The 20,051-nt window shown below is 73.7% G+C and carries 20 protein-coding genes, 1 tRNA gene and 1 pseudogene; 7 read left to right on the top strand and 15 right to left on the bottom strand.

Translation table 11 applies throughout. From position 1 onward, the window contains the following. The 4 genes from C0216_RS05600 to C0216_RS05585 all read right to left on the bottom strand — a co-directional run bounded on the left by C0216_RS05600 (position 1) and on the right by C0216_RS05585 (position 4,293). On the bottom strand, positions 1-1,293 hold the full coding sequence (locus C0216_RS05600; RefSeq protein WP_162793123.1) for a homoserine dehydrogenase: 1,293 nt from the start codon (positions 1,291-1,293) through the stop codon (positions 1-3). A 125-nt stretch (positions 1,294-1,418) separates the two neighbouring features. Then, positions 1,419-2,810 carry a diaminopimelate decarboxylase gene (lysA, locus tag C0216_RS05595; RefSeq protein WP_114054184.1) on the bottom strand — a complete coding sequence of 464 codons (1,392 nt, stop codon included), beginning with the start codon at positions 2,808-2,810 and terminating at the stop codon, positions 1,419-1,421. Positions 2,811-2,829: 19 nt separating this feature from the next. Next, complete coding sequence (gene nrtL, locus C0216_RS05590; RefSeq protein ID WP_114054183.1) at positions 2,830-3,792, bottom strand: ArgS-related anticodon-binding protein NrtL; 963 nt, start codon at positions 3,790-3,792, stop codon at positions 2,830-2,832. An 81-nt stretch (positions 3,793-3,873) separates the two neighbouring features. Then, positions 3,874-4,293: a response regulator gene (locus tag C0216_RS05585; protein ID WP_428985397.1), complete on the bottom strand. Its 420-nt coding sequence runs from the start codon at positions 4,291-4,293 to the stop codon at positions 3,874-3,876. Positions 4,294-4,446: 153 nt separating this feature from the next. Between C0216_RS05585 and C0216_RS05580 the strand changes: the two genes are divergently transcribed. Next, positions 4,447-4,518, top strand: a tRNA-Arg gene (locus tag C0216_RS05580). A 522-nt stretch (positions 4,519-5,040) separates the two neighbouring features. Here the strand turns inward: C0216_RS05580 and C0216_RS05570 are convergent. After that, a complete protein-coding gene (locus tag C0216_RS05570; protein ID WP_114054180.1) occupies positions 5,041-5,490 on the bottom strand; it encodes an ATP-binding protein in 450 nt (149 codons plus the stop codon). A gap of 159 nt (positions 5,491-5,649) precedes the next feature. On the opposite strand from C0216_RS05570, the gene C0216_RS05565 reads away from it, so the two are divergent. Next, on the top strand, positions 5,650-6,528 hold the full coding sequence (locus C0216_RS05565) for a helix-turn-helix domain-containing protein (RefSeq protein ID WP_114054179.1): 879 nt from the start codon (positions 5,650-5,652) through the stop codon (positions 6,526-6,528). Further along, on the top strand, positions 6,525-6,710 hold the full coding sequence (locus C0216_RS05560) for a DUF397 domain-containing protein (RefSeq protein ID WP_114054178.1): 186 nt from the start codon (positions 6,525-6,527) through the stop codon (positions 6,708-6,710). Before C0216_RS05565 ends, C0216_RS05560 begins: the two co-directional genes overlap by 4 nt. Here the strand turns inward: C0216_RS05560 and C0216_RS05555 are convergent. Further along, positions 6,701-8,019, bottom strand: a pseudogene (locus tag C0216_RS05555) (phosphoribosyltransferase family protein). The gene C0216_RS05560 and the pseudogene C0216_RS05555 sit on opposite strands and share 10 nt — an antisense overlap. A gap of 229 nt (positions 8,020-8,248) precedes the next feature. Here C0216_RS05555 and C0216_RS05550 point away from each other — a divergent pair. Further along, the gene (locus tag C0216_RS05550; protein ID WP_114054177.1) at positions 8,249-9,229 is read left to right on the top strand and encodes an XdhC family protein; all 981 of its coding nucleotides are present in this window, start codon (positions 8,249-8,251) and stop codon (positions 9,227-9,229) included. A gap of 3 nt (positions 9,230-9,232) precedes the next feature. Here C0216_RS05550 and C0216_RS05545 read toward each other — a convergent pair whose 3' ends face one another. Then, complete coding sequence (locus tag C0216_RS05545) at positions 9,233-9,556, bottom strand: plasmid stabilization protein (RefSeq protein ID WP_114054176.1); 324 nt, start codon at positions 9,554-9,556, stop codon at positions 9,233-9,235. A gap of 122 nt (positions 9,557-9,678) precedes the next feature. Between C0216_RS05545 and C0216_RS05540 the strand changes: the two genes are divergently transcribed. Beyond that, positions 9,679-10,077, top strand: coding sequence for a DUF6479 family protein (locus tag C0216_RS05540; protein ID WP_114054175.1), 399 nt, complete (start codon positions 9,679-9,681; stop codon positions 10,075-10,077). 40 nt (positions 10,078-10,117) lie between these two features. Here the strand turns inward: C0216_RS05540 and C0216_RS05535 are convergent, their stop codons facing one another. Both C0216_RS05535 and ligD read right to left on the bottom strand, forming a co-directional pair. Beyond that, positions 10,118-11,005, bottom strand: coding sequence for an ATP-dependent DNA ligase (locus C0216_RS05535; RefSeq protein WP_114058470.1), 888 nt, complete (start codon positions 11,003-11,005; stop codon positions 10,118-10,120). Next, positions 11,005-11,901, bottom strand: a complete 897-nt coding sequence (gene ligD, locus C0216_RS05530; protein WP_114054174.1) for a non-homologous end-joining DNA ligase — start codon at positions 11,899-11,901, stop codon at positions 11,005-11,007. Before ligD ends, C0216_RS05535 begins: the two co-directional genes overlap by 1 nt. Before the next feature lie 31 nt (positions 11,902-11,932). Here ligD and C0216_RS05525 point away from each other — a divergent pair, with 31 nt between their 5' ends. Beyond that, positions 11,933-13,054: a Ku protein gene (locus tag C0216_RS05525; RefSeq protein ID WP_114054173.1), complete on the top strand. Its 1,122-nt coding sequence runs from the start codon at positions 11,933-11,935 to the stop codon at positions 13,052-13,054. A 7-nt stretch (positions 13,055-13,061) separates the two neighbouring features. Here the strand turns inward: C0216_RS05525 and C0216_RS05520 are convergent, their stop codons facing one another. Then, on the bottom strand, positions 13,062-13,877 hold the full coding sequence (locus tag C0216_RS05520; RefSeq protein ID WP_114058469.1) for a nuclease-related domain-containing protein: 816 nt from the start codon (positions 13,875-13,877) through the stop codon (positions 13,062-13,064). 191 nt (positions 13,878-14,068) lie between these two features. Here C0216_RS05520 and C0216_RS05515 point away from each other — a divergent pair, with 191 nt between their 5' ends. Then, positions 14,069-14,671 carry a hypothetical protein gene (locus C0216_RS05515; RefSeq protein ID WP_162793122.1) on the top strand — a complete coding sequence of 201 codons (603 nt, stop codon included), beginning with the start codon at positions 14,069-14,071 and terminating at the stop codon, positions 14,669-14,671. A 110-nt stretch (positions 14,672-14,781) separates the two neighbouring features. Here C0216_RS05515 and C0216_RS05510 read toward each other — a convergent pair whose 3' ends face one another. The 5 genes from C0216_RS05510 to C0216_RS05490 all read right to left on the bottom strand — a co-directional run bounded on the left by C0216_RS05510 (position 14,782) and on the right by C0216_RS05490 (position 19,987). Next, positions 14,782-15,051 carry a hypothetical protein gene (locus C0216_RS05510; RefSeq protein ID WP_114054171.1) on the bottom strand — a complete coding sequence of 90 codons (270 nt, stop codon included), beginning with the start codon at positions 15,049-15,051 and terminating at the stop codon, positions 14,782-14,784. Between the two features lie 38 nt (positions 15,052-15,089). Continuing rightward, complete coding sequence (locus C0216_RS05505; protein WP_114054170.1) at positions 15,090-15,803, bottom strand: TetR/AcrR family transcriptional regulator; 714 nt, start codon at positions 15,801-15,803, stop codon at positions 15,090-15,092. A 41-nt stretch (positions 15,804-15,844) separates the two neighbouring features. Then, a complete protein-coding gene (locus C0216_RS05500) occupies positions 15,845-16,792 on the bottom strand; it encodes an AurF N-oxygenase family protein (RefSeq protein WP_114054169.1) in 948 nt (315 codons plus the stop codon). A gap of 355 nt (positions 16,793-17,147) precedes the next feature. After that, positions 17,148-18,614 (bottom strand): penicillin-binding transpeptidase domain-containing protein, encoded by a 1,467-nt coding sequence (locus tag C0216_RS05495; RefSeq protein WP_114054168.1) that lies wholly within the window; start codon positions 18,612-18,614, stop codon positions 17,148-17,150. Continuing rightward, entirely contained in the window at positions 18,611-19,987 is a 1,377-nt protein-coding gene (locus tag C0216_RS05490) for an FtsW/RodA/SpoVE family cell cycle protein (RefSeq protein WP_114054167.1), read from the bottom strand. The genes C0216_RS05495 and C0216_RS05490 overlap by 4 nt, the downstream gene beginning before the upstream one ends. Between the last annotated feature and the right edge of the window lie 64 nt (positions 19,988-20,051).

Below are 20,051 nucleotides of genomic sequence, written 5' to 3'. Positions count from 1 at the left end.
TTACTCCCCTTCAACACGCATGATGCTGGCGACACCGCGGACGGTGTCCAGCTTCCGCAGGGCCTCGACGGTCCCGGAAAGGGAGGCGTCGGGCGCGCGGTGGGTGACGACGACGAGGGAGGCCTCGCCGTCCTTGCCCTGCTGCCTGACCGTGTCGATCGACACCCCGTGCTCCGCGAAGCACGTGGCCACCTGGGCGAGGACACCCGGCTTGTCGGCCACATCGAGGCTGATGTGGTACCGGGTGACGACGTCGCCCATGGGGCTGACCGGCAGCTGGGTGTAGGCCGACTCGCCGGGCCCCGTTGCCTCGGCGAGCTTGTTCCGGCAGACGGCGACGAGGTCGCCGAGGACCGCTGAGGCGGTCGGTGCGCCGCCCGCGCCGGGCCCGTAGAACATCAGCCGCCCGGCGGCCTCCGCCTCGACGAAGACGGCGTTGTACGCCTCGCGGACGGAGGCGAGCGGGTGGCTGAGCGGGATCATCGCGGGGTGGACGCGCGCGGTGACGGACTCGCCGTCGGCGGCGCGCTCCAGGATCGCGAGGAGCTTGATGGTGCAGCCCATGCGCTTGGCGGAGGCGAAGTCGGCGGCGCTGACCTCGGTCATGCCCTCGCGGTAGACATCGTCGAGGTGGACGCGGGTGTGGAAGGCGATGCCGGCGAGGATGGCGGCCTTGGCGGCGGCGTCGTAGCCCTCGACGTCGGCGGTGGGGTCGGCCTCGGCGTAGCCGAGGGCGGTCGCCTCGTCGAGCGCCTCCTGGTAGCCGGCGCCGGTGGCGTCCATCTTGTCGAGGATGAAGTTCGTCGTGCCGTTGACGATGCCCATCACCCGGTTGATCTTGTCGCCGGCGAGGGACTCGCGCAGCGGCCGGATCAGCGGGATGGCGCCGGCGACGGCCGCCTCGTAGTAGAGGTCGAGCCCGGCCTGCCCGGCGGCCGCGTGCAGGGCGGCGCCGTCCTGCGCGAGGAGCGCCTTGTTCGCGGAGACGACGGAGATGCCGTGCTCGAACGCGGTGGTGATCAGGGTGCGGGCCGGCTCGATGCCGCCGATGACCTCGATGGCGACGTCGATGTCGCCCCGTTTGAGCAGGGCGGTGGCGTCGGTGGTGATCAGTGCGGGGTCGATGCCCTCGCGGACCTTTGAGGGGCGGCGGACGGCCACGCCCGCGAGCTCGACGGGCGCGCCGATCCTCGCCGTGAGGTCGTCGGCGTGCGTCGTCATGATGCGCGCCACCTCTGAGCCGACCACACCACAGCCCAGCAGCGCCACCTTCAGCGGACGCGTACGCATCATTCGACCTACGCCTTTCGATCTTCCCTCGGCACCCGGCGCGCGGAATTGCGCGTCAAGTCTGGACCAGTCTCACGCAATGGACACAAGTTTCCACCTTCGGTCCAATGCGTGAGACATCTATTTCATCATCCGACGTCGAGGCGCAGGAGATCTTCCTCCGTCTCGCGCCGGACGATCACCCGGGCCGCCCCGTCGCGCACGGCGACGACGGGCGGGCGGAGCGCGTGGTTGTAGTTGCTGGCCATGGAGCGGCAGTACGCACCGGTCGCGGGCACGGCGACGAGGTCGCCGGGGGCCAGGTCGGCCGGCAGGTAGGCGTCCTTGACGACGATGTCGCCGCTCTCGCAGTGCTTGCCGACGACGCGGACGAGGACCGGCTCGGCGTCGGAGGTGCGCGAGACGAGCGCGATCGAGTATTCGGCGTCGTAGAGCGCGGTGCGGATGTTGTCGGACATGCCGCCGTCGACCGACACGTACGTGCGCAGCCCGGGCAGCGGCTTGACGGTGCCGACCTCGTAGAGGGTGAAGGCGGTCGGGCCGACGATGGCGCGGCCCGGCTCGACGGAGATGCGGGGCGCGCGCAGCCCGGCGGCCTCGCACTCGCGGGCGACGATCTCGTGGAGGGCCTTGGCGATCTCGTGGGGCTCGCGCGGGTCGTCGGCGGAGGTGTAGGCGATGCCGAGGCCGCCGCCGAGGTCGATCTCGGGGAGCTCGACGCCGTGCTCGTCGCGTACGGCGGCCAGCAGCTGCACGACGCGGCGTGCGGAGACCTCGAAGCCGGCCATGTCGAAGATCTGCGAGCCGATGTGGGAGTGGACGCCGAGGAGCTCCAGGCTGTCGTGGCCGAGGGCGCGGCGTACGGCCTCGGCGGCGGACCCGTCGGCGACGGCGATGCCGAACTTCTGGTCCTCGTGCGCGGTGGCGATGAACTCGTGGGTGTGCGCCTCGACGCCGACGGTGACGCGGATCTGCACGGGCTGGCGGACGCCGTGCTCGCGGGCGGTGTGGGCGACGCGGGCGATCTCCTGGAAGGAGTCGAGGACGATGCGGCCGACACCCGCCTCGACGGCGCGGGTGATCTCGGCGGCGGACTTGTTGTTGCCGTGGAAGGCGATGCGCTCGGCAGGCATGCCGGCGGCGAGGGCGGTGGCGAGCTCGCCGCCGGAGCACACGTCGAGGTTGAGCCCCTCCTCCTTCAGCCAGCGGACGACGGCCTTGGAGAGGAAGGCCTTGCCGGCGTAGAAGACGTCGGCGCCGGGGCCGAAGGCGTGCGCCCAGGCGCGGCAGCGGGCCCGGAAGTCCTCCTCGTCGAGGAAGTAGGCGGGCGTCCCGAACTCCTCGGCGAGGCGGGTGACCTCGATGCCGCCGACGGAGACGACGCCGTCGTCGCCGCGCCGGACGGTCCGGGACCAGACCTTCTCGTCGAGGGCGTTGAGGTCGGCGGGCGGCGGGGAGTAGTGGCCCTCGGGCAGGACGTCGGCGTGGCGGGGCCCGGCGGGGTGCGCGGAACGGCTCATCGGTGTCTCTCTTCGCGGATCACAGGCGGTCGGGGGCGTCGATGCCGAGCAGGGCCAGGCCGCCGGCCAGCACCGCCCCGGCGGCTTCGGCGAGGGCCAGCCGGGCGCGGTGGGCGGCCGAGGGTTTCTCGTCTCCGAGGGGCAGGACGCCGTACTGGAAGCCGAGCAGGGCGTCGGCGAGCTCGACGAGGTGGCGGGCGAGGTACTCGGGCGCCCGGCGGTGCGCGGCGGCTTCGAGGGCGAGGGGATGATCGCGCAGGACGCGCAGCAGTGCGTCGGCACCGCCGTCCAGGGGCCCGGCCTCGGGCGCGAACCCGAGCAGGGCGGCGTTGCGCACCAGCGCACGGGCCCGGTCGTGGCCGTACCGGACGCGGAAGAACTCACTGGACTCGTCCTGCCGGAGCAGCCACGGCCCGAAGGCCGGCGTCTCGTGCGCGGGCATGCGCAGCACGGCCCACAGTGCGGCATCGGTCCCGTACGAGGCGGCGACGTCCCCGTCCTTCCGCGCGACGGGCGCGACGTCAGACGGAGGACCGTCAGGGGCGTCGCCCTGTGCGATCCGGATCCGCCGCACGGCGGCCCGGACGGCCTGCTCCCGCAGCTCGCCGGCGGGCAGCGGGACCCCGGCGGCGACATCGGCATACCGCCGGCCCCGTACGGCCGCGTCGGCGACAACCCCGGCGACGGCCGACTCGCCCAGGACGAAATTCAGGAACCCCGCACCGGTGACCTCGACACGCTCGATCCCGGCCTCAAGCCCGAGCCGTGCCGCCAGCACCCGGGCCACGTCGACGGGCGAGGCTCCACCGGCACCCTTGGCGACCTGGAAGGCGACGGGGGTGGCGTACTCCCCCACCCCGCCGGGCCGGGTCCGCTCGATGACGACCCGCTCGGGCACGGCGGCCCCCTCGGGCAGCTCCCCGTCCGCGACGGCGCAGCGCACGGCGCGCACGACGGTGCGGGTGAGGTCGGCGGGGGTCACGGGAACCAGCCTAGGCCAGAATTCCCGCCCCACCGCGACCGATTCCGCGATGTGAAATGCCCGGGGGAAACACCCCCGGGATCAGCCCCGCTGCCCGGCTCCGGCTCCCCTGCGCTCCCGGCGGCCGCGGCGCTCGACGAGGCGGCGCACCACCTGCACCAGCTCGGCGGGCTCGAAGGGCTTCGCGATGAAGGCGTCGACCCCGGCCTCGATGCCGGACTCCACCTCGTACTGGGTGCAGGCGCTGATGATGGCGACGGGCAGGTCCCGGGTCCGCGGGTCGGCCTTGAGCCGCGCGGCGGCCCCGAACCCGTCGAGCCGGGGCATGACCACATCAAGGGTGATCACATCGGGGGCCACGTCGTGCACGATGTCCAGACACTCGGCACCATCGCTCGCGGTCACGACCTCGAAGCCCTCCAGCTCGAGATTGACCTTGATCAGCTGCCGGATGACCTTGTTGTCGTCGACGACAAGGACCCGGCCCGAGGCGCCTGGCACAACTCGAGAGTAGGTCGGCTGCGGCCCCCGCGTCCGGGTTTTCGCCACTTCCACCCCGTCCGGGCGACCCGCTCCCCCGTCCCCCGGAAACGGTTTCTGATCACCCCGCGGGAGCTGGTAGTGTTCAACCCGTCGCCGCACAGCGAACGACACGCCCCCGTAGCTCAGGGGATAGAGCAACGGCCTCCGGAGCCGTGTGCGCAGGTTCGAATCCTGCCGGGGGCACTCCAGCCGTTCAGTGTGCAAGTGTCGCTGACCAGCTGAAGTGCCAAGCATGAAGGCCCGAACTCAGTCCCACTGAGTCCGGGCCTTTGTCGTTGTTGCGCAGGTCCCGCGCGAGGGGCGCGTGGGCCGCACGGGGAACGCGCGGCACGAGCGCGATCACGGCTTCGCCGTCGAGGAGGTGGCCGCTGCCGGTACTCACGCACCCGTCTGCCACGGGGTGATCGGCAGCCCTCCGCCGGCCCGACCGGACCTCGGCCGTGCACACGCTCACCGGGCGGAAGCCGGCTGTCGAGAACCTGACCTCGGCTTGGCGGCTGCTCCTCCCCGTGGCCGACGACGCCTTCGCCCTCCCCTTCGACATGGGGCACCTCCTTCCGTCCGCGGGCTACGTCAGAGATGCACCGGGACGAGCAGGGCTCCGATCCGGCGAGCGCCCAGACTCGTAAACACCCAGGCGACGACGGCAACCCGCCGCCACGAGGTTCGGTACCGGCCTCCCAACGCAAGCCCCCCACCCGGAGGTCAACGGGGGATGGGCAGGTGCGCGGAGATCGTCTTGCCGACGGGGGTGCGCGGGTGGACCTCCCAGTGGGTTGCGAGGGATTGGACGAGGAGCAGGCCCCTGCCCGATTCGGAGAGCGGTGGCGGCTCTGTGGCCGGGGTGGGCGGGAGGCGCTCGCTGCGGGTGTCGGAGACCTCGATGCGGAGGGTGTCGGGAGCGAGGGTGAGGGTGAGTGCGAAGTCCCTTCCCGGCAGACGGCCGTGCGTGACGGCGTTGGCGGTGAGTTCGGCGATGACGAGCGCCGCGTCGTGGGAGAGGACGGTGTCGGACCTGATGCCCCACGCCTGGAGCTGGTGCACGGCGAGGCAGCGGGCGAGGCGGGCACCGCGGCGGGTGGAGCGGAACCGCTCGGAGAACACACGTACGGTGACCGGCGCAGGCAGAGTCCGTTCGGTGGAGTGGGGTGTCATGACCCCAATGTGGGGGCGGGGGCGAGCCGTTCACCAGGGACCCACCGCGTACGCCGCGTCAGCGTACGCGTACGGAGGGTGGACAGTACGCGTCACGGTCCGTGACCATGGGGCGGGTCGGGAGCGGTAAGCGGGCACGTGCGCGGGAGGTGGGCCGGGATGGCCTACGGGAACACGGACCAGGGCGGTGCTGGCGCGGAGGCGGCGGGCGGCTGCGGCCCGGTCGGCGGGGAGCCGGAGGCGTCGGACAGCCTGCGCACGTTCGGCGCGGTCGTCCAGGCCCTGCGGGAGCATGCGGGCCTGAGCCGTGCGGAGTTCGCGGAGCGGGTCAGTTTCTCACGGCACACCGTGGCCTCCGTCGAGCAGGGCAGGAGGATGCCGGACCGGCATTTCGTGGAGCAGGCGGAGGAGGCACTGGGGAACACGGGCGCGCTGCGGCAGGCGGCCCTGCATCTGTCGCGGCAGCCGGGACTGGCCAGTTGGTTCCGGCGGTGGGCGGGGTTGGAGGCGGAGGCGGTCACCCTGTACACGTACGAGTGCCGGATGGTCCCTGGCCTCTTGCAGCCCGAGTCGTACGCGCGCACCCTGTTCGTGGACCAGCTGCCGCCGCTGAGCGACGAACAGATCGAGGCGCAGTGGGCGGCGCGGGCGGAACGGCAGCGACTGCTGCGGGAACGCCCGAACACGACCTTCGGCTTCATCCTGGAGGAACACCTGTTCCTGCGGAGGACGGGCGGGGTGGAGGTGACCCGGATGCTCATCGAGCACGTACTGGAGGTCGCCCGCCTGCGCAACGTGGAGATCCAGGTGATGCCGCTGGTACGTCCTTCACATGCGGGGCTTGCCGGGCCCGTGCAGCTGTTGGAGACGTCAGAGGCCCGCTGGTTCGCCTACAACGAGGGGCAGCGTGGAGGCCTCTTCTTCGCCGACCCGAAGGAGATCAGCGTGCTCCAACGGCGATATGCCAGGATGCGCGCACAGGCCCTCTCCTTGGAGGACTCCGCGGGCCTGCTGCGGGAGATGCGAGGAGCACTATGAACGCGCATGAACTGGCCTGGTTCAAAAGCAGCTACAGCAGCGGCGACGGAGACAGCTGTGTCGAGGTTGCCGCTGGTGCGCACGCCGTCCACGTCCGTGACTCCAAGGTGCAGGACGGGCCCCGGATCGCCCTCTCCCCCGCCGCCTGGGCCGGGTTCGTCGGTTTCGCGCCTCAGGTCTGAGACGGGGCCGCGCCACTGCGGCCGGGGAGGTGGGTGGTGAGCCACCTGGTGGCCAGGGTGGCGACTTCCTCCAGGGCGCCCGGTTCCTCGAAGAGGTGGGTTGCGCCCTCCACCACCTCCAGGCGGCTTTCGCAGCGGAGGCGGGACTGCGCCTCGCGGTTCAGCATCAGGACCTGGGTGTCGTCGCCGCCGACGATGAGGAGGGTGGGGGCGCGGACCGCGGGGAGGTGGTCCGCGAGGTCGGGGCGGCCGCCGCGGGAGACCACCGCGTAGACCGGGGAGTCCGGGGCGGCGGCTGCCGTCAGGGCTGCGGCCGCGCCCGTGCTCGCCCCGAAGTAGGCCAGGGCGGGCGGGGTTCCCGGGCGGGTGCGCAGCCAGGCCGTCGCCGCGGTGAGGCGGCCTGCCAGGGTCGGGATGTCGAAGACGCGGGCGCGGTCCCCTTCCTCCTGCGGGGTCAGCAGGTCGAAGAGGAGCGTGCCGAGGCCGGCGCGGACGAGGGTGTCGGCGACCTGCCGGTTGCGGGGGCTGTGGCGGCTGCTGCCGGAGCCGTGGGCGAAGAGGACGACGGCGGGGGTGTTCGGGGGGAGGGCCAGGTCGCCTTCCAGCGGGAGGCCCGCCGCGTCGATCACCACGGGGGTCGGGTCGGTCCGCTGCCTCATGTTTCGCCGGTCCTTTCGGCCGCCGCCCTGGCCAGGAGGGCGACCACCGCGTCGTCCGGGGTCTGGTCGAAGTCGCGGTACCACTGGCCCACCGCGGAGAACGCGGCCGGTTCCGCCAGGGTGACCACCTCGTCCGCGGCCTCGGCGAGGCGGGCCACCGCGTCGGGTGCGGCCACCGGCGCCGCCATCACGACGCGGCGCGCGCCGTGGGCCCGGACGACGCGGCAGGCGGCGGCCGCGGTGGCGCCCGTCGCGATGCCGTCGTCGACGACGATCGCGGTGCGGCCGTCGAGGGGGACGGGGGCGCGGCCGGAGCGGAAGCGGTCGGCGCGGCGGCGGAGTTCCTCCTGTTCGGCGCGTTCGACGCGGGCGATGTCCGCCTCGCTGATCCGGCCGCGGCGGACGATGTCGTCGCTGATGACGCGTACGCCGCCCTCGCCGATCGCCCCGAACGCCAGCTCGGGCTGGTACGGCACCCCGAGCTTGCGGACGACGACCACGTCGAGGGGGGCGCCGAGGGCGCGGGCCGCGTGGTAGGCGACGGGGACTCCGCCGCGCGGGAGGCCGAGGACGACGGGGTCCTCCGCCGCGTACGCCCTGAGCGCTTCGGCGAGTCGTCGTCCCGCGTCGTCGCGGTCGGTGAAGAACATGGGTCCTCGCTAGGCCTCTCCCTTTCGACGGAACCCCATCGGGGGGCGATCCGCAAGTGCCGCCGGCCGCCGCGTCGGCCCGGTGGTCCGTACGAGGGCGGTCCCCGCGGTCTGTGGGTTCGGGGCATGGGTGGGCACGGGCGGCGTGCATAGGTTGGTGATGGGGCCGCGGCACGCATCGGCGGCCCCGGCGACGACGGCGCTCTGACGACGAGGAGGGAGCAGCGCGATGCGCGGACTGGTGGAGGCGGCGCAGCGGTGGACGGCCGAGGGGCGGGCGGCGTTCCTGGCCCGCCCGGTCGCCGAGCAGGGCTTCGGCCCGCGGGAGCCGGCCGGGGCCCTGCTGGTGGACGCCCGCGGCGGGTGTGCGGGCTCGCTGTACGGGGGCGTCTTCGACGCCGAGCTGGTGGCGGAGGCGGCGGCGTGGCGGGCCGGGGACACGGCCCGGGTGTGCGAGGTGTCGGTCGGGGCGGAGGGCGCGGCGGCGGCGCGGCTGACCTGCGGCGGCCGGGCGGAGGTCCTGCTGCAGCCGCTGGCGTCGGTGCCGGCGCGGTGGTGGGAGCTGCTGGGCCGGGGGGCAGGGGTGGCGCTGGTGACGCGGCTGAACGAGCGGGCGGACAGGGCGGTGAGCGAGGTCGTGGACGCGGCGGACGGGTCGGCGGACGAGGCCGTACGGCGGGCCGGGGAGCTGCTGGCGGCGCGCCGTGCGGGTCGGGACGCCCTGTACGGGCAGGCGGGGCTGGTGCTGGTGGAGGCGTTTCCGTCGGCCCCGCACCTGGTGGTCGGGGGCGGCGGCGAGCTGGCGGAGGTGATCGGGGCGCAGGCGCGGCTGCTGGGCTGGGAGGCGGAGTGCGTGGCCGGTGCCGCGGAGGCGGAGGAGCTGCTGGCGGCGCGGCGGGACGCGGCGTGCCTGGTGATGCTGAGCCACGATCCGGAGTTCGACGTGCCGGCCCTGCGGGCGGCGCTGGAGCTGGGGGTTCCGTACGTGGGCGCGCTGGGCTCGCGGAAGACGACGGCCCGGCGGCGCGAGGGGCTTCGGGCCGCGGGCGTGCGGGAGGCGGAGCTGTCGCGGGTGCACGGGCCGATCGGCCTGGACCTGGGCGCCCGTACGCCTGCCGAGACGGCCCTCGCGATCTGCGCGGAGATCCTCGCGGTGCTGGCCGGGCGCGGCGTCCGGCCGCTCCGCGACACGGACGGCCCCCTGCGCTGACGCCTATTTCCCGAGGGCCCGCTTGAGCTGTGCCTTGTTCATGTCGGAGCGGCCGCGGACGTTGCGCCTCCGGGCCTCCTCGTACAGCTGCGCGTACGTCGGTCCCTGTGCTCCCTCGTGGGAGTGCAGGCCGCCGCGCCGCGACGGGGGCATGTCCTCCAGGGACAGCCTGCTCGCCGTCTCGGCCTCGCCTTCCTGGGCGCGGACCTTGTTGACGGTGCGGGCGGCGATCTCCTTGGCACGGGCCTCGGGTACGCCGCGCTCCTCCGCGCTCTCCTTGATGTGCTCGTACTGCCGTTCGCGCTTGGGTGACGATCCGCGGGGCATGGCCCGGCTCCTCTCTCCGGTCGGTCGCCCGCGGCGCATACCCTCCGGCCCCGGGGGCAATCGGATCGGCGGGAACCATTTCTCCCCGGGTGAATCACCAGAAAACCGGGAAAATGGCTCGTATGGACATGAGCTACATCGCGGTCGACGCGACTCTCACCGACATCGCCTGGTTCTTCGTGGTCGGCATCCTGATCGCGGGCTTCCTGCTGGCCGGCTTCAAGCTGGGGCAGCGGGTCCGGGCCAAGGAGCCGCCGCCGCCGGACGCCGAGAGCCAGCCGCATGTGCCGGAGGGCGGGGCGGTGTACGAGGTCCGCGAGGAGCGCGACTCCGTCGGCATCCCGGAGGGCGGTCTGCGCCCGCACGAGATGCAGGGCTACGGGAACTTCGGGTCGACGACCTCCGAGCACCCGGACGAGGTCCGCGCCCGCCGGGAGTCCGGCTACCGGCGCGCGGAGGGGCCGGGCCCGCACCCGCAGCCGGGGTCCCCGCCGGACGCGGGCCGCGGCGCCCACTCCTGACCTGCGCAAACAGCTCTGACCTGTGCCTTCGCGGCGCAGGTCAGAGCGGTGTCCGCAGCCGCAGCACCTCGGGCGGCGGGTGCCGCGTGGAGGTGTGCCGCACCTCGGCGGACAGCGGCGGGTCGAGCACCCGGTAGGCGACGTCGCCCACGCCGACGGCGGTGGCCGTGCGCACCGCCGGGGCGCCGGCCCCCCGGGCGGCCAGCTCGGCGGCGACCTCCCCGCGCAGTCCGGCGGACAGCGGGCTGGAGACGACGGGCGTCCCGTCCCCGACGGGCAGCACGAGCACCAGCGCCTGCGGCCTCCGCTCCGTCCCGGTGTAGCCGACGACGGCGGCGTCCCGGACCTCCGTGTGCCGCAGCTTCTGCCAGCCCCGCCGCCCCGCCGGGTAGGGCTGGTCGAGCCGTTTGACCACGAGCCCTTCGATGCCGCTGGCGGGGAGCGTCTCGTACCAGGTGGCGGCCAGCTCCGGATCGGTGGTCATGGGGACGGGCTGAAGGGGCGGCCCGAGGGGCAGCAGCAGGTCGACGAGGAGGGCGCGGCGCCGCTCGTAGGGCCGGGCCCGGACGTCGAGCCCGGCGAGTTCCAGGACGTCGAAGGCCGCGTACGAGGCGGGGTGGCTCTGCGCGAGTACGGCGGCCCGGGCGGCTGTCGCCGCTGCGGCCCGCCGCTGCACGAGGGCGAAGTCGGTGCGCCCGGCGTGCCAGACGACGACCTCCCCGTCGAGGACGGTGTCGGCGGGCAGCTGCAGCGCGGCCGCGACGAGGTCGGGGAAGGCGCCGCTCACGATCCGCCCGGACCGCGCCTGGAGCACCACGCCCTCCGGCTTCCGGATCACGACGAGCCGGTGCCCGTCGAACTTCGGCTCGTACGCGAGCCCCGCGCCCCGCGGCAGGGTGCGTACGGATGCGGCGAGGGCGACGCGGATCACGGCCGCGCTCCGGGCAGCCGGTGGGCGGCGGCGGGGTCGAGGAGGACGGCGGACAGGTCGCCGTCCCGTTCGATCCGGGGCAGGATGTCGTCGGCGAGGAACACCAGGTCAGCAGGGTTGCGGCAGGCCTCCACCTCCTTCCACGACACGGGCGCGGAGACGGTGGGCCGGGCACGGGCCCGCAGCGTGTACGGCGCGGCGGTGGTCTTGGCGGCGGCGTTCTGGCTGTGGTCGACGAAGACCTTCCCGGGCCGCAGCGCTTTCGCCATGCGGTGCACGACAAGATCGGGCAGCGCCCGCTCCGCCTCCTGGGCCAGGGCCTTGGCGTAGGCGGACACCTGCTCCGAGGGGACGGGCTCGAGCGGCACGGACAGGTGCAGCCCCTTGGACCCGGAGGTCTTGGCGCAGGCCCGCAGTCCGTCCGCGGCGAGCCGTTCCCGCAGCCACACGGCAGCGGCGCAGCACTCGACGACGGTGGCGGGCGCGCCGGGGTCGAGGTCGAGGATGAGGCGGTTGGCGATGCCGGGGCTGCCGGCGGTCCACTGCGGGACGTGGAACTCCACGACGAGGTTGGCGGCCCACATCAGGGAGGGCAGGTCGGAGACGACGATCTGCTCGGCGGAGGGGTCGTCGGACCGGGGCACCGGCGCGGTCTTCACCCAGTCGGGGGTGCCGGGCGGCGGGTTCTTCGTGAAGAAGAGCTGCCCCTCGGGTCCGTCCGGATAGCGCAGGAACGAAACCGGCCGGTCCTGGATGTGCGGCAGCAGGAACTTCGCGACGGTGGCGTAGTAGTGCAGTACCTCGCCCTTGGTGAAGCCGGTCTCGGGGTGGATGACCTTGTCCAGGTTGCTGAGCGAGATGCGGCGCCCCTCCACCATGGTGATCGGCGTCATACGATGAGATTGCCACGAAACGGGAGGAACCGTGCGATCCATCTGGAACGGCGCCATTTCCTTCGGCCTGGTCAGCATCCCGATCAAGCTGGTGAACGCCACTGAGAGCCATGCGATCTCGTTCCGCCAGATCCACCTGGAGGACGGCGGGCGTGTCCGCTACCGCAAGGTGTGCGAGCTGGACGGCGAGGAGCTGTCGGGCGCCGAGATCGGCAAGGGCTACGAGGAGGCGGACGGCTCGATCATCCCGATCACCGACGAGGACCTGGCCCAGCTGCCGATCTCCACGGCGAAGACGATCGAGATCGTCTCCTTCGTCCCGGCGGACGAGATCGACCCCCTCCAGATGGACGCGGCGTACTACCTGGCGGCGAACGGCGCGACGGCCGCCAAGCCGTACACCCTGCTGCGCGAGGCCCTGAAGCGCAGCCGCCGGGTCGCCATCGCCAAGTTCGCGCTGCGCGGCCGCGAGCGCCTGGGCATGCTGCGCGTGGTGGACGACGTGATCGCCATGCACGGCCTGCTGTGGCCGGACGAGATCCGCCGGCCGGAGGGGGTGGCCCCCGAGTCGTCGGTGGCGGTGCGGGACGCGGAGCTGGACCTGGCGGACGCGCTGATGGCGACGCTCGGCGAGGTGGAGATGTCGTCGCTGAAGGACGAGTACCGCGAGGCCGTCGAGGCGATGATCGAGGCGAAGGCGGGCGGCGCGTTCGAACCGCCGTCGGAGGCGGAGGTCCAGCCGGCGGGCGGCAAGGTCATCGACCTGATGGCGGCGCTGGAGAAGAGCGTGAAGGCGGCGAAGGCCTCCCGCGAGGGCACGCCGCAGGAGGGCAAGGAGGGGAAGGCGGGGAAGGAGGAGAGGGAGGAGAGGGAGGAGGCGGAGGTCACTCCGATGCGGCGCACCCGCAAGACGGCGCCTGCCGCCCCGAAGGCGGTCGGCGGCAAGAAGTCGACGGCCGCCCGCTCCCAGCCGGCGACCGCGAAGGCACGCAAGTCGACGTCGACATCGGCGTCGGGGAAGTCGACGGCCAAGGCGTCCGAGACGAAGGCGTCCCGGACGAAGGCGTCCGCCACGAAGTCGACGGCCAAGACGGCGGCCGGGAAGACGGCCGCGGCGAAGAAGGCGGCCCCGAGGAAGCGCAGCTCGGCGTAGCGCCCCCTCACCACCCCCGCCAGGTCCGGATGTCCCGCGCGAGCCCGAACAGCGCCTCCACCTCCGGCGGTTTGAGGGTCGCCGGGGCCGCCGCGAAGGCGGCCGGCGCCGTGGCCGGCTCCAGCACCCGGATGTCGCGGACGGTGGGCGCGACGTCGAGGCGGGAGGCGTCCACGACGGCCAGCGCCGCTCCGACCGGCGTCCCGAGCGCACCGGCCGCGGCGGCTGCCGCCCGGCGGATCCAGCGGGGTTCCGGACGCGGTTCGGACCGGCCGACGCCGATCAGCAGGTCCCCGACGACGACCCGCTGCCGCCGCCCCGCGACGGTCCGCACGCAAAACACCCCGCCGGGTCCGATCACCAGGTGGTCGATCCGGCCGAGCCCCCTCACCGGCACGCAGTGCAGGATCCGCCAGCCGCCCCCTTCGAGCCCGTCGAGCCGGTCCCCCATGCGCTGCTGCACACCCAGCGCCTGCCGTATGCGGTGCCGTTCCCGCCCGCCCGGCGACCCGAAGGCCAGTTCGCCGAGCAGGGCTTCGCCGGGCCGGTTGGGGGCGAGGTCCCGGTCCGGTGGCAGCGCGAGGCGGCGCAGCGCGGCGGCGGTCGGCACGGGCGGCGGGCCGACGGCCGGGGCCCCGGTGAGGTAGGGCCGCAGGGCGGCGAGGACCGCTTCGCGGTGCGGGTCGGCGAGCAGGCTGATCCGGTTGGCCTGCCGGTCGTACCAGGCCACTGCCCTGCCGTCGGGCAGGTTCACGTAGAGCCGGCCGCGGCCGGGGCGGCCGCTCGGCAGCACTGTGAGCCGTGCGGGCACGGGTTCGGGCATCGGCTTCACCCCCCGCCGTTCATGGGAGCAGCCGGGGCGTCCGGTGGCAATCCCCCGGAGGACTTCTCGGTTGTGTAACGGCATCTACGGCTCTCCGCCGGGTGGCTGTTACGTGCTCATCGCGGTACCGCAACGGCCGGTTCCTAGGGTGGGCGCGTCGGCGTTGGTTCCCCACCTCGGAAGGAAGTCCCTTGAGCAGGCGTCCCGTTCGTGCCGCAGCCGTGGCCGCATGCGCCGCAGGGCTGCTCGCCCTGCCGACGGCTTCCGCCCTGGCGGAGGGGCTGCCGGCCGCGTCTGCGGCGCAGTCCGCCGGCCCGCGCACGCTCCTGCGGAGCGTCGCGCTCGCGGACGGGGTGTCCCGGGCGGACGTCTACCGGGCCGGGGAGGCGTACGAGGCGGAGATCCTGGACGCCGACGGGGTCACAGCCGCGGTGCTGACCAGCCGGAACGGGGTCACGGACATCGGCGGGACGGGCACGCTGCACGCGGCCCTGCGGCCGGACGGCCGGCTGGACTCCTGGGTCGGCGGCGGGGCGGCGACGGCACGCCAGGCGACCGCGGCGAGTCCGCGCCCCGCGGGCGGAGCCGGGGACGCGGACGGGAGCGGCCACAAGACCGGAATCCGGGACGGACGGGTCGTCGCCGCCGGGACGACCGGCACCCTGCGGCTGCACACCCTGGCCGACGAGCCGGGCGACGGGCTGCTGCTGCTCGCGGCGGGCGGCGGCATCGCGGCGGTCGGCGCCGCGGGCCTGGCCTTCGCCATGCACCGCCGGGGCCGCACGGACCACTGACGCCCCGGAGGCCCCTCGCGCCGCCGGCGCCGCTGACGCCCCTGGCGCCGCCGGCGCGGACCGGCGCGGACCGGCGCGAGCCGCAGTACCGCCTTCAGGCGGAGGGGCCGCTACCGCCCCGTCGGCCTGCTCCACGGCCAGCGCAGCTTCGGCTTCTCCCCGCCCGGCCGGTAGTCGTACTTCCACCCCTTCTGGAGCGCCAGCCGCTTGCTGTACCCGGAGGGCACGCGCTCGTACAGCAGGATGGTCGGGTCACCGCCGTCGGCCGCCGGGACGGGGATCTCGTACCACTTCGGGGGGTGGCCGGTGGGGCCGACGAGGACGGGCAGGACCCGGCCGTCCATCGGGCCGCCCTCGAAGGGGGTGGGTTCGCTTCTCACGCCTCCAGTGTCCCCCACGCCTTCCGGCCCGGCCCTGCTCACAGCAGGTGCGCGGCCTCGGAGACCACGGGGATGACCCGTCGGGCGAGGAGGCCGGCCGGCCCGTCCGCCTCCTCCAGGGCGAGGGCGGCGCGGGCGGCCGCGGCGGTTTCGGGGTCGGTGGCGGCGGTGGCGGCCAGGAGGGCGATGAACTGGTCGACGAGCCAGTCCCGCAGGGTTGCGGCGTCGGGGTGTTTGCCTTCGTCGACCCATATGAGGGAGGCGGCCTCGACGGCGGTGATCCATGTCCGGACCATCATCCGCAGCCGCGGCCCGGGGGTGGGCACGGCGAGGTGGAGGAGGATCTGCTGGGCGGCCGAGCGGCGGATTCCGTCGACGGTGGCGGTGGTGCGGGAGGTCTCGACGACGCTGCCGCCCTGCAGGAGGGCGGCGAAACCGGTGTCGTGCTCGTCGACGAACGCCAGGTAGTGGTCGAGGGCGAGGGAGAGGCGGCGGGTGAGGGGCCCGGTCTGCGGTACGGCGAAGCACTGGTCGAGCCGGTCGGCGGCGGAGCGCAGTGCGGCCTCGTACAGCTGCTGCTTGCCGCCCGGGAAGTAGCGGTACACCAGGGGCCGCGAGACGCCCGCGGCCTCGGCGACGCCGTCGAGGGAGACGTCTTCGGGTGCCCGGTGCGCGAACAGCGACAGGGCCGCGTCGAGGAGCTGGGCCCGCCGCTCCTCGACGCTCAGCCGGCGGTACGCGGGTGCGGTCATGCCCGCAGGTTAGCTTCCGGGGACCGCCGTCCGGGTGGCGATCAGGCGAGGAGGCCGGAGGCGCGCCACAGCCTGCGGCCGACTCCGCGCAGGACGCCGATGTCGTCGAGGAAGTCGGTGAGCCGCTTGGCGCCGGTCTGCATGACCTCGCGGCGGTGGCCGCTGGCCTTGACCTGGGCGACGGCTTCGCGGCGGTCGAGGCCGACGTTCTCGTACACCCGGGGGTTGACGAAGGCGAGGGAGAAGACGCGGGCGGCCTCTCCGCAGCTGATGCGGGTCAGTTCCTGCTCCCAGCGGGGTGCGGTCAGCATCTGGCGGCGGAGTTCCTCGCGGGCGTAGCGGACGTGGCGGGCTTCCTCGACGACGTGGATGCGGGTGATGCCGCGGACGAGGGGCTGGATGCGCTCGTCGGGGAAGGTGAGGCGCTGCATCCAGTCGAGGATCTCCTCGCCGAGGAGGGTGCAGGCGAAGGAGCCGGGGGTGGTGGAGACGGTCTTGAGGAGGCGGGCGAGGTTGTGGTGGAGGGGGGAGACGGGGTAGTCGGGGGCCCCGATCTTCTGGATCAGGCGGGCGAACATCATCGAGTGGCGGCACTCGTCGGCTATCTCGGTGAGGGCGTAGCGGACGTGGTTGCTCGTCAGCGGCTTGTCGTAGATGTGCCTGACGAGGAGCTGCATGAGGATGATCTCGAACCAGATGCCGAGGGAGGCGAGGGAGGCGGCCTCGTGCCGCGAGAGGTCGATGCGCTGCTGTTCGCCCATGCGCTTCCAGAGCGGGGTGTCGTACAGCGACAGGAGTTCCGGCGGCACGTAGTACGCGCCGTCGACGAGGGGGGCGTCCCAGTCGAGTTCCTTGTCGGGGTCGAAGGAGTGCTTGGCGGAGGATTCGAGCAGCCGCGCCGCGATCTGCTCGCGGTCCTTGAGGAGGCCGAGCGCGTCCTGGAGGACCCGGCCGGGGTCCGTCCCGTCGGTGGTCGTGGTGGTCGTCATGGCGGGGCACCTCGCCCTAACTGGGTTGGCGGGGGTCGACGTCGGTCGCCGCCGGCCGCAATCGCCGTGCGGCGTACACCAGTTATGAGACTGCTTGTCAGCAAGCCCGTCAATCCCCCGCGCCCGACTTGTTGACGACTCGTCTACCGCTGTCCGGTGCCGCCAACGCCCCCGACCCGTGGGGAAGCACTTAGGGTCTGTATTGAGTTGCCCCGCGGCGTCGCGACGCCCGGCACGCACCCTCGGCGCACGAGCCGAATGTCCTCGTAGCTCCGCTACGAGGACATTCGTCCCGCACACCGAGGGCACGCACCGAACGCCGCTCCTTGCTCCACGGGGCAACTCAATACAGACCCTAGGGCCCGGCCCGGAGGGCCGCCTCCATCACCGCGCGGGCGATCGGCGCGGCCGCACTGTTGCCGCTGATGTCGCCGCGGTCCCCGGAGGCGTCCTCGACCACCACCGCGACCGCGACCCCCGGCAGGGGCTCGTCCGCGGCCTTGGCCCAGCCGATGAACCAGGCGTACGGCGTGCCGGCGTTGCCGACGCCGTGCTGGGCGGTGCCCGTCTTGCCGCCGACGACCGCTCCGGCGACGGCCGCGTTGCGCGCGGTGCCGTCCTCGACGGCACCGACCATCAGCTCCTGGAGCCGCAGGGCCGTCGAGGGCGTCATGGCCCGCCCGGATCCGCCGCGGCGGCCGCCGGTGCGGATCTGGGTGCCGTCGGCGCGGGTGGCGCGCTCCACGAGGTACGGGGCCGGCAGCTCCCCGCCGGACGCGACGGCCGCGGCGACCCGGGCCATCTGGAGCGGCGTGGCCTTGGTGTTGAACTGCCCGATGGAGGACAGGGCGAGCTGGTCGGGGCTCATGTCGGTGTCGAAGTTCGAACGGGACACCCAGGCGGGCACGCGCAGCCCCGCGTCGTTGAACCCGAACCGGCGGGCCGCCTCCGCCATGCCCCGCAGCCCCACGCGGACGCCGATCCGGGCCATCACCGTGTTGCAGGACCACCGCACCGCGTCGGCCATGGAGGCGTCCTCGCAGCCCGAGGCCGCGTTGGGGAGCAGGGTGCGGGTGCCGGGCAGCGGGTAGGGGTCGGGGGTACGGGTCGGCGCGTCCACGTCGGTGACGGTGCCCGCGTCGAGCGCCGCAGCCGCCGTCACGATCTTGAACGTTGATCCGGGCGGGTACGTCTCGTGCAGCGCCCGGTTCAGCATGGGCCGGGCGGGGTCCTCGTTGAGCCGGGTCCAGGCCGCGGTGACGGCCGTACCGGTTCCGGACAGCTCCCCCGGGTCGTAGGAGGGGCTGCTGACGAGGGCGAGGATCCGCCCGGTGACCGGTTCGAGGGCGGCGACCGCCCCCCGCTTGCCCTCCAGGGCGGTGTACCCGGCCTGCTGGACGGCCGCGACGAGGGTGGTCTCCGCGTTCCCGCCGGAGGGCCGGCCGCGGGCCAGGTCGTACCAGAGGGGGAAGGCGGTGAGCCCGGGGTCGGTCCCGGCGAGGAGGGCGTCCTCGGCGCGCTCCAGCAGGCTCGTCCCGTACGTCTGCGAGGCGAACCCGGTGACCGGCGCGTACAGCGGGCCGTCCGCGTACGTGCGCTCCCAGCGCAGCAGCTGCCGGCTGTCCCGGGAGCCGGTGACGGGCCGTCCCTCGACCAGGATGTCGCCGCGCGGCTGGGCCCACCGCTCCACGGCGGGCCGCTTGTTGGCCGGGCTGTCCCGGTAGGCGGCGGCCTCCCAGACCTGCACGCGCGCGGCGTTGACGAGCAGGGCCGCGAGGAGCAGTGCGCAGAACCAGGCGCACCAGCGGATGTGCCGGATCACCCGCCCCCCTCCGCCCCGCCGTCCGGCAGCGGCCTGCGCGCGCTGTCGCTCAGCCGGACGAGCAGCGCGACGATGATCCAGTTGGTGACGACGGACGAGCCGCCCTGCGCCAGGAAGGGCATGGCCATGCCCGTGAGCGGGATCAGCCCGGTCACGCCCCCGGCGATACCGAACACCTGGAGGGCGATGATCGAGGCGAGGCCGGTGGCCAGCAGCCGCCCGAAGGGGTCGCGCAGCGCGAGCCCGGCGCGGAAGCCGCGGTGCACGAGGATCCCGTACAGCAGCAGGATGGCGGTGAGGCCGGCGAGGCCGAGCTCTTCGCCGGCGGTGGCGAGGATGAAGTCGGATTTGGCGGCGAAGCCGATGAGGAAGGACTGGCCGTGTCCGAGCCCGGCGCCGAGCAGGCCGCCGGCGCCGAACGCGAAGAGGGACTGGGCGAGCTGGCCGGGGCCTTCGCCGCGCTCGACGGAGGCGAGGGGGTGCAGCCAGTCCTCGACCCGGCTGTGGACGTGCGGTTCGAGGGTGCCGACGGCGTAGGCCCCCAGCGCGGCGAGGGCGAGCCCGATGGCGATCCAGCCGGTCCGCCCGGTGGCGGTGAACAGCATGATGACGAAAAGGCCGAAAAAGAGCAGGGACGTGCCGAGGTCCCGTTCCAGCACGAGCATGCCGACGCTCAGCAGCCAGATCGCGAGGACGGGCCCGAGGGCGCGGCCCGGCAGGAGCCGCAGCCGCCAGAACAGCCGGCGGCCGGTGAGGGCGAGCGCGGTCCGGTTCGCGGCGAGGTAGGCGGCGAAGAACACCGCGAGCAGGATCTTCGCGAACTCCCCCGGCTGGAAGGACAGCCCCCCGAACCGGATCCAGATGTGCGCCCCGTTGACCGGCGGGAAGAACACGGGGACGAGCATCAGCACCAGGCCCGCGGCCGCCGCCAGGTAGGCGTAGCGCTGGAGCGCCCGGTGGTCGCGCAGCACGGCGACGGCGACGACGAACAGGGCGGCTCCGAGCCCGGACCACCGCAGCTGGTCCCCGGCCGCCAGGTGGTGGGGGGTGGTGGCGTCGAGGCGCTGGATGAGGACCAGCCCGAGCCCGTTCAGCAGGAACGCGATCGGCAGCAGCAGCGGGTCCGCGTACGGCGCCCGGAAACGGACGGCGAGGTGGGCGAGCAGAGCGGCACAGGCGAGCCCGGCGGCGTAGCGGTCGGCGCCGCGCGGCGCTGCGCCGGTCAGTGCGAAGCCGACGTGGAGGTGGCCGAGGACGGAGATCGCGACGGCCCCGGCGAGGAGCATCAGCTCGGCCCCCCTGCCCCGGGGTGCGCGGGCGCCGGGGGGCGGAGGCGGGGCGGGGTCCGCCACCTCTGCCGTCAGAGCGGTCATACAGGAAACGTAGCAAGTGAACGGGTGACATGTCCGCTTATGCCATAGTGTGCCGACGAATAGT

Origin of the sequence: Streptomyces globosus, assembly GCF_003325375.1 — a bacterium.
GTDB classification, from domain to species: domain Bacteria; phylum Actinomycetota; class Actinomycetes; order Streptomycetales; family Streptomycetaceae; genus Streptomyces; species Streptomyces globosus_A.
The sequence above is the reverse complement of the archived record's forward strand: the minus strand, read 5'-3'. Positions and strand labels throughout refer to the sequence as shown.

Bases quoted from the DNA above. Each gene is read 5' to 3' on its own strand.
- C0216_RS05600 (WP_162793123.1), bottom strand. From the start codon at position 1,293: ATGATGCGTACGCGTCCGCTGAAGGTGGCGCTGCTGGGCTGTGGTGTG.
- lysA (WP_114054184.1), bottom strand. From the start codon at position 2,810: ATGAGCCGTTCCGCGCACCCCGCCGGGCCCCGCCACGCCGACGTCCTG.
- C0216_RS05570 (WP_114054180.1), bottom strand. From the start codon at position 5,490: ATGACACCCCACTCCACCGAACGGACTCTGCCTGCGCCGGTCACCGTA.
- C0216_RS05565 (WP_114054179.1), top strand. From the start codon at position 5,650: ATGGCCTACGGGAACACGGACCAGGGCGGTGCTGGCGCGGAGGCGGCG.
- C0216_RS05560 (WP_114054178.1), top strand. From the start codon at position 6,525: ATGAACGCGCATGAACTGGCCTGGTTCAAAAGCAGCTACAGCAGCGGC.
- C0216_RS05550 (WP_114054177.1), top strand. From the start codon at position 8,249: ATGCGCGGACTGGTGGAGGCGGCGCAGCGGTGGACGGCCGAGGGGCGG.
- C0216_RS05545 (WP_114054176.1), bottom strand. From the start codon at position 9,556: ATGCCCCGCGGATCGTCACCCAAGCGCGAACGGCAGTACGAGCACATC.
- C0216_RS05540 (WP_114054175.1), top strand. From the start codon at position 9,679: ATGGACATGAGCTACATCGCGGTCGACGCGACTCTCACCGACATCGCC.
- ligD (WP_114054174.1), bottom strand. From the start codon at position 11,901: ATGACGCCGATCACCATGGTGGAGGGGCGCCGCATCTCGCTCAGCAAC.
- C0216_RS05520 (WP_114058469.1), bottom strand. From the start codon at position 13,877: ATGCCCGAACCCGTGCCCGCACGGCTCACAGTGCTGCCGAGCGGCCGC.
- C0216_RS05505 (WP_114054170.1), bottom strand. From the start codon at position 15,803: ATGACCGCACCCGCGTACCGCCGGCTGAGCGTCGAGGAGCGGCGGGCC.
- C0216_RS05500 (WP_114054169.1), bottom strand. From the start codon at position 16,792: ATGACGACCACCACGACCACCGACGGGACGGACCCCGGCCGGGTCCTC.
- C0216_RS05490 (WP_114054167.1), bottom strand. From the start codon at position 19,987: ATGACCGCTCTGACGGCAGAGGTGGCGGACCCCGCCCCGCCTCCGCCC.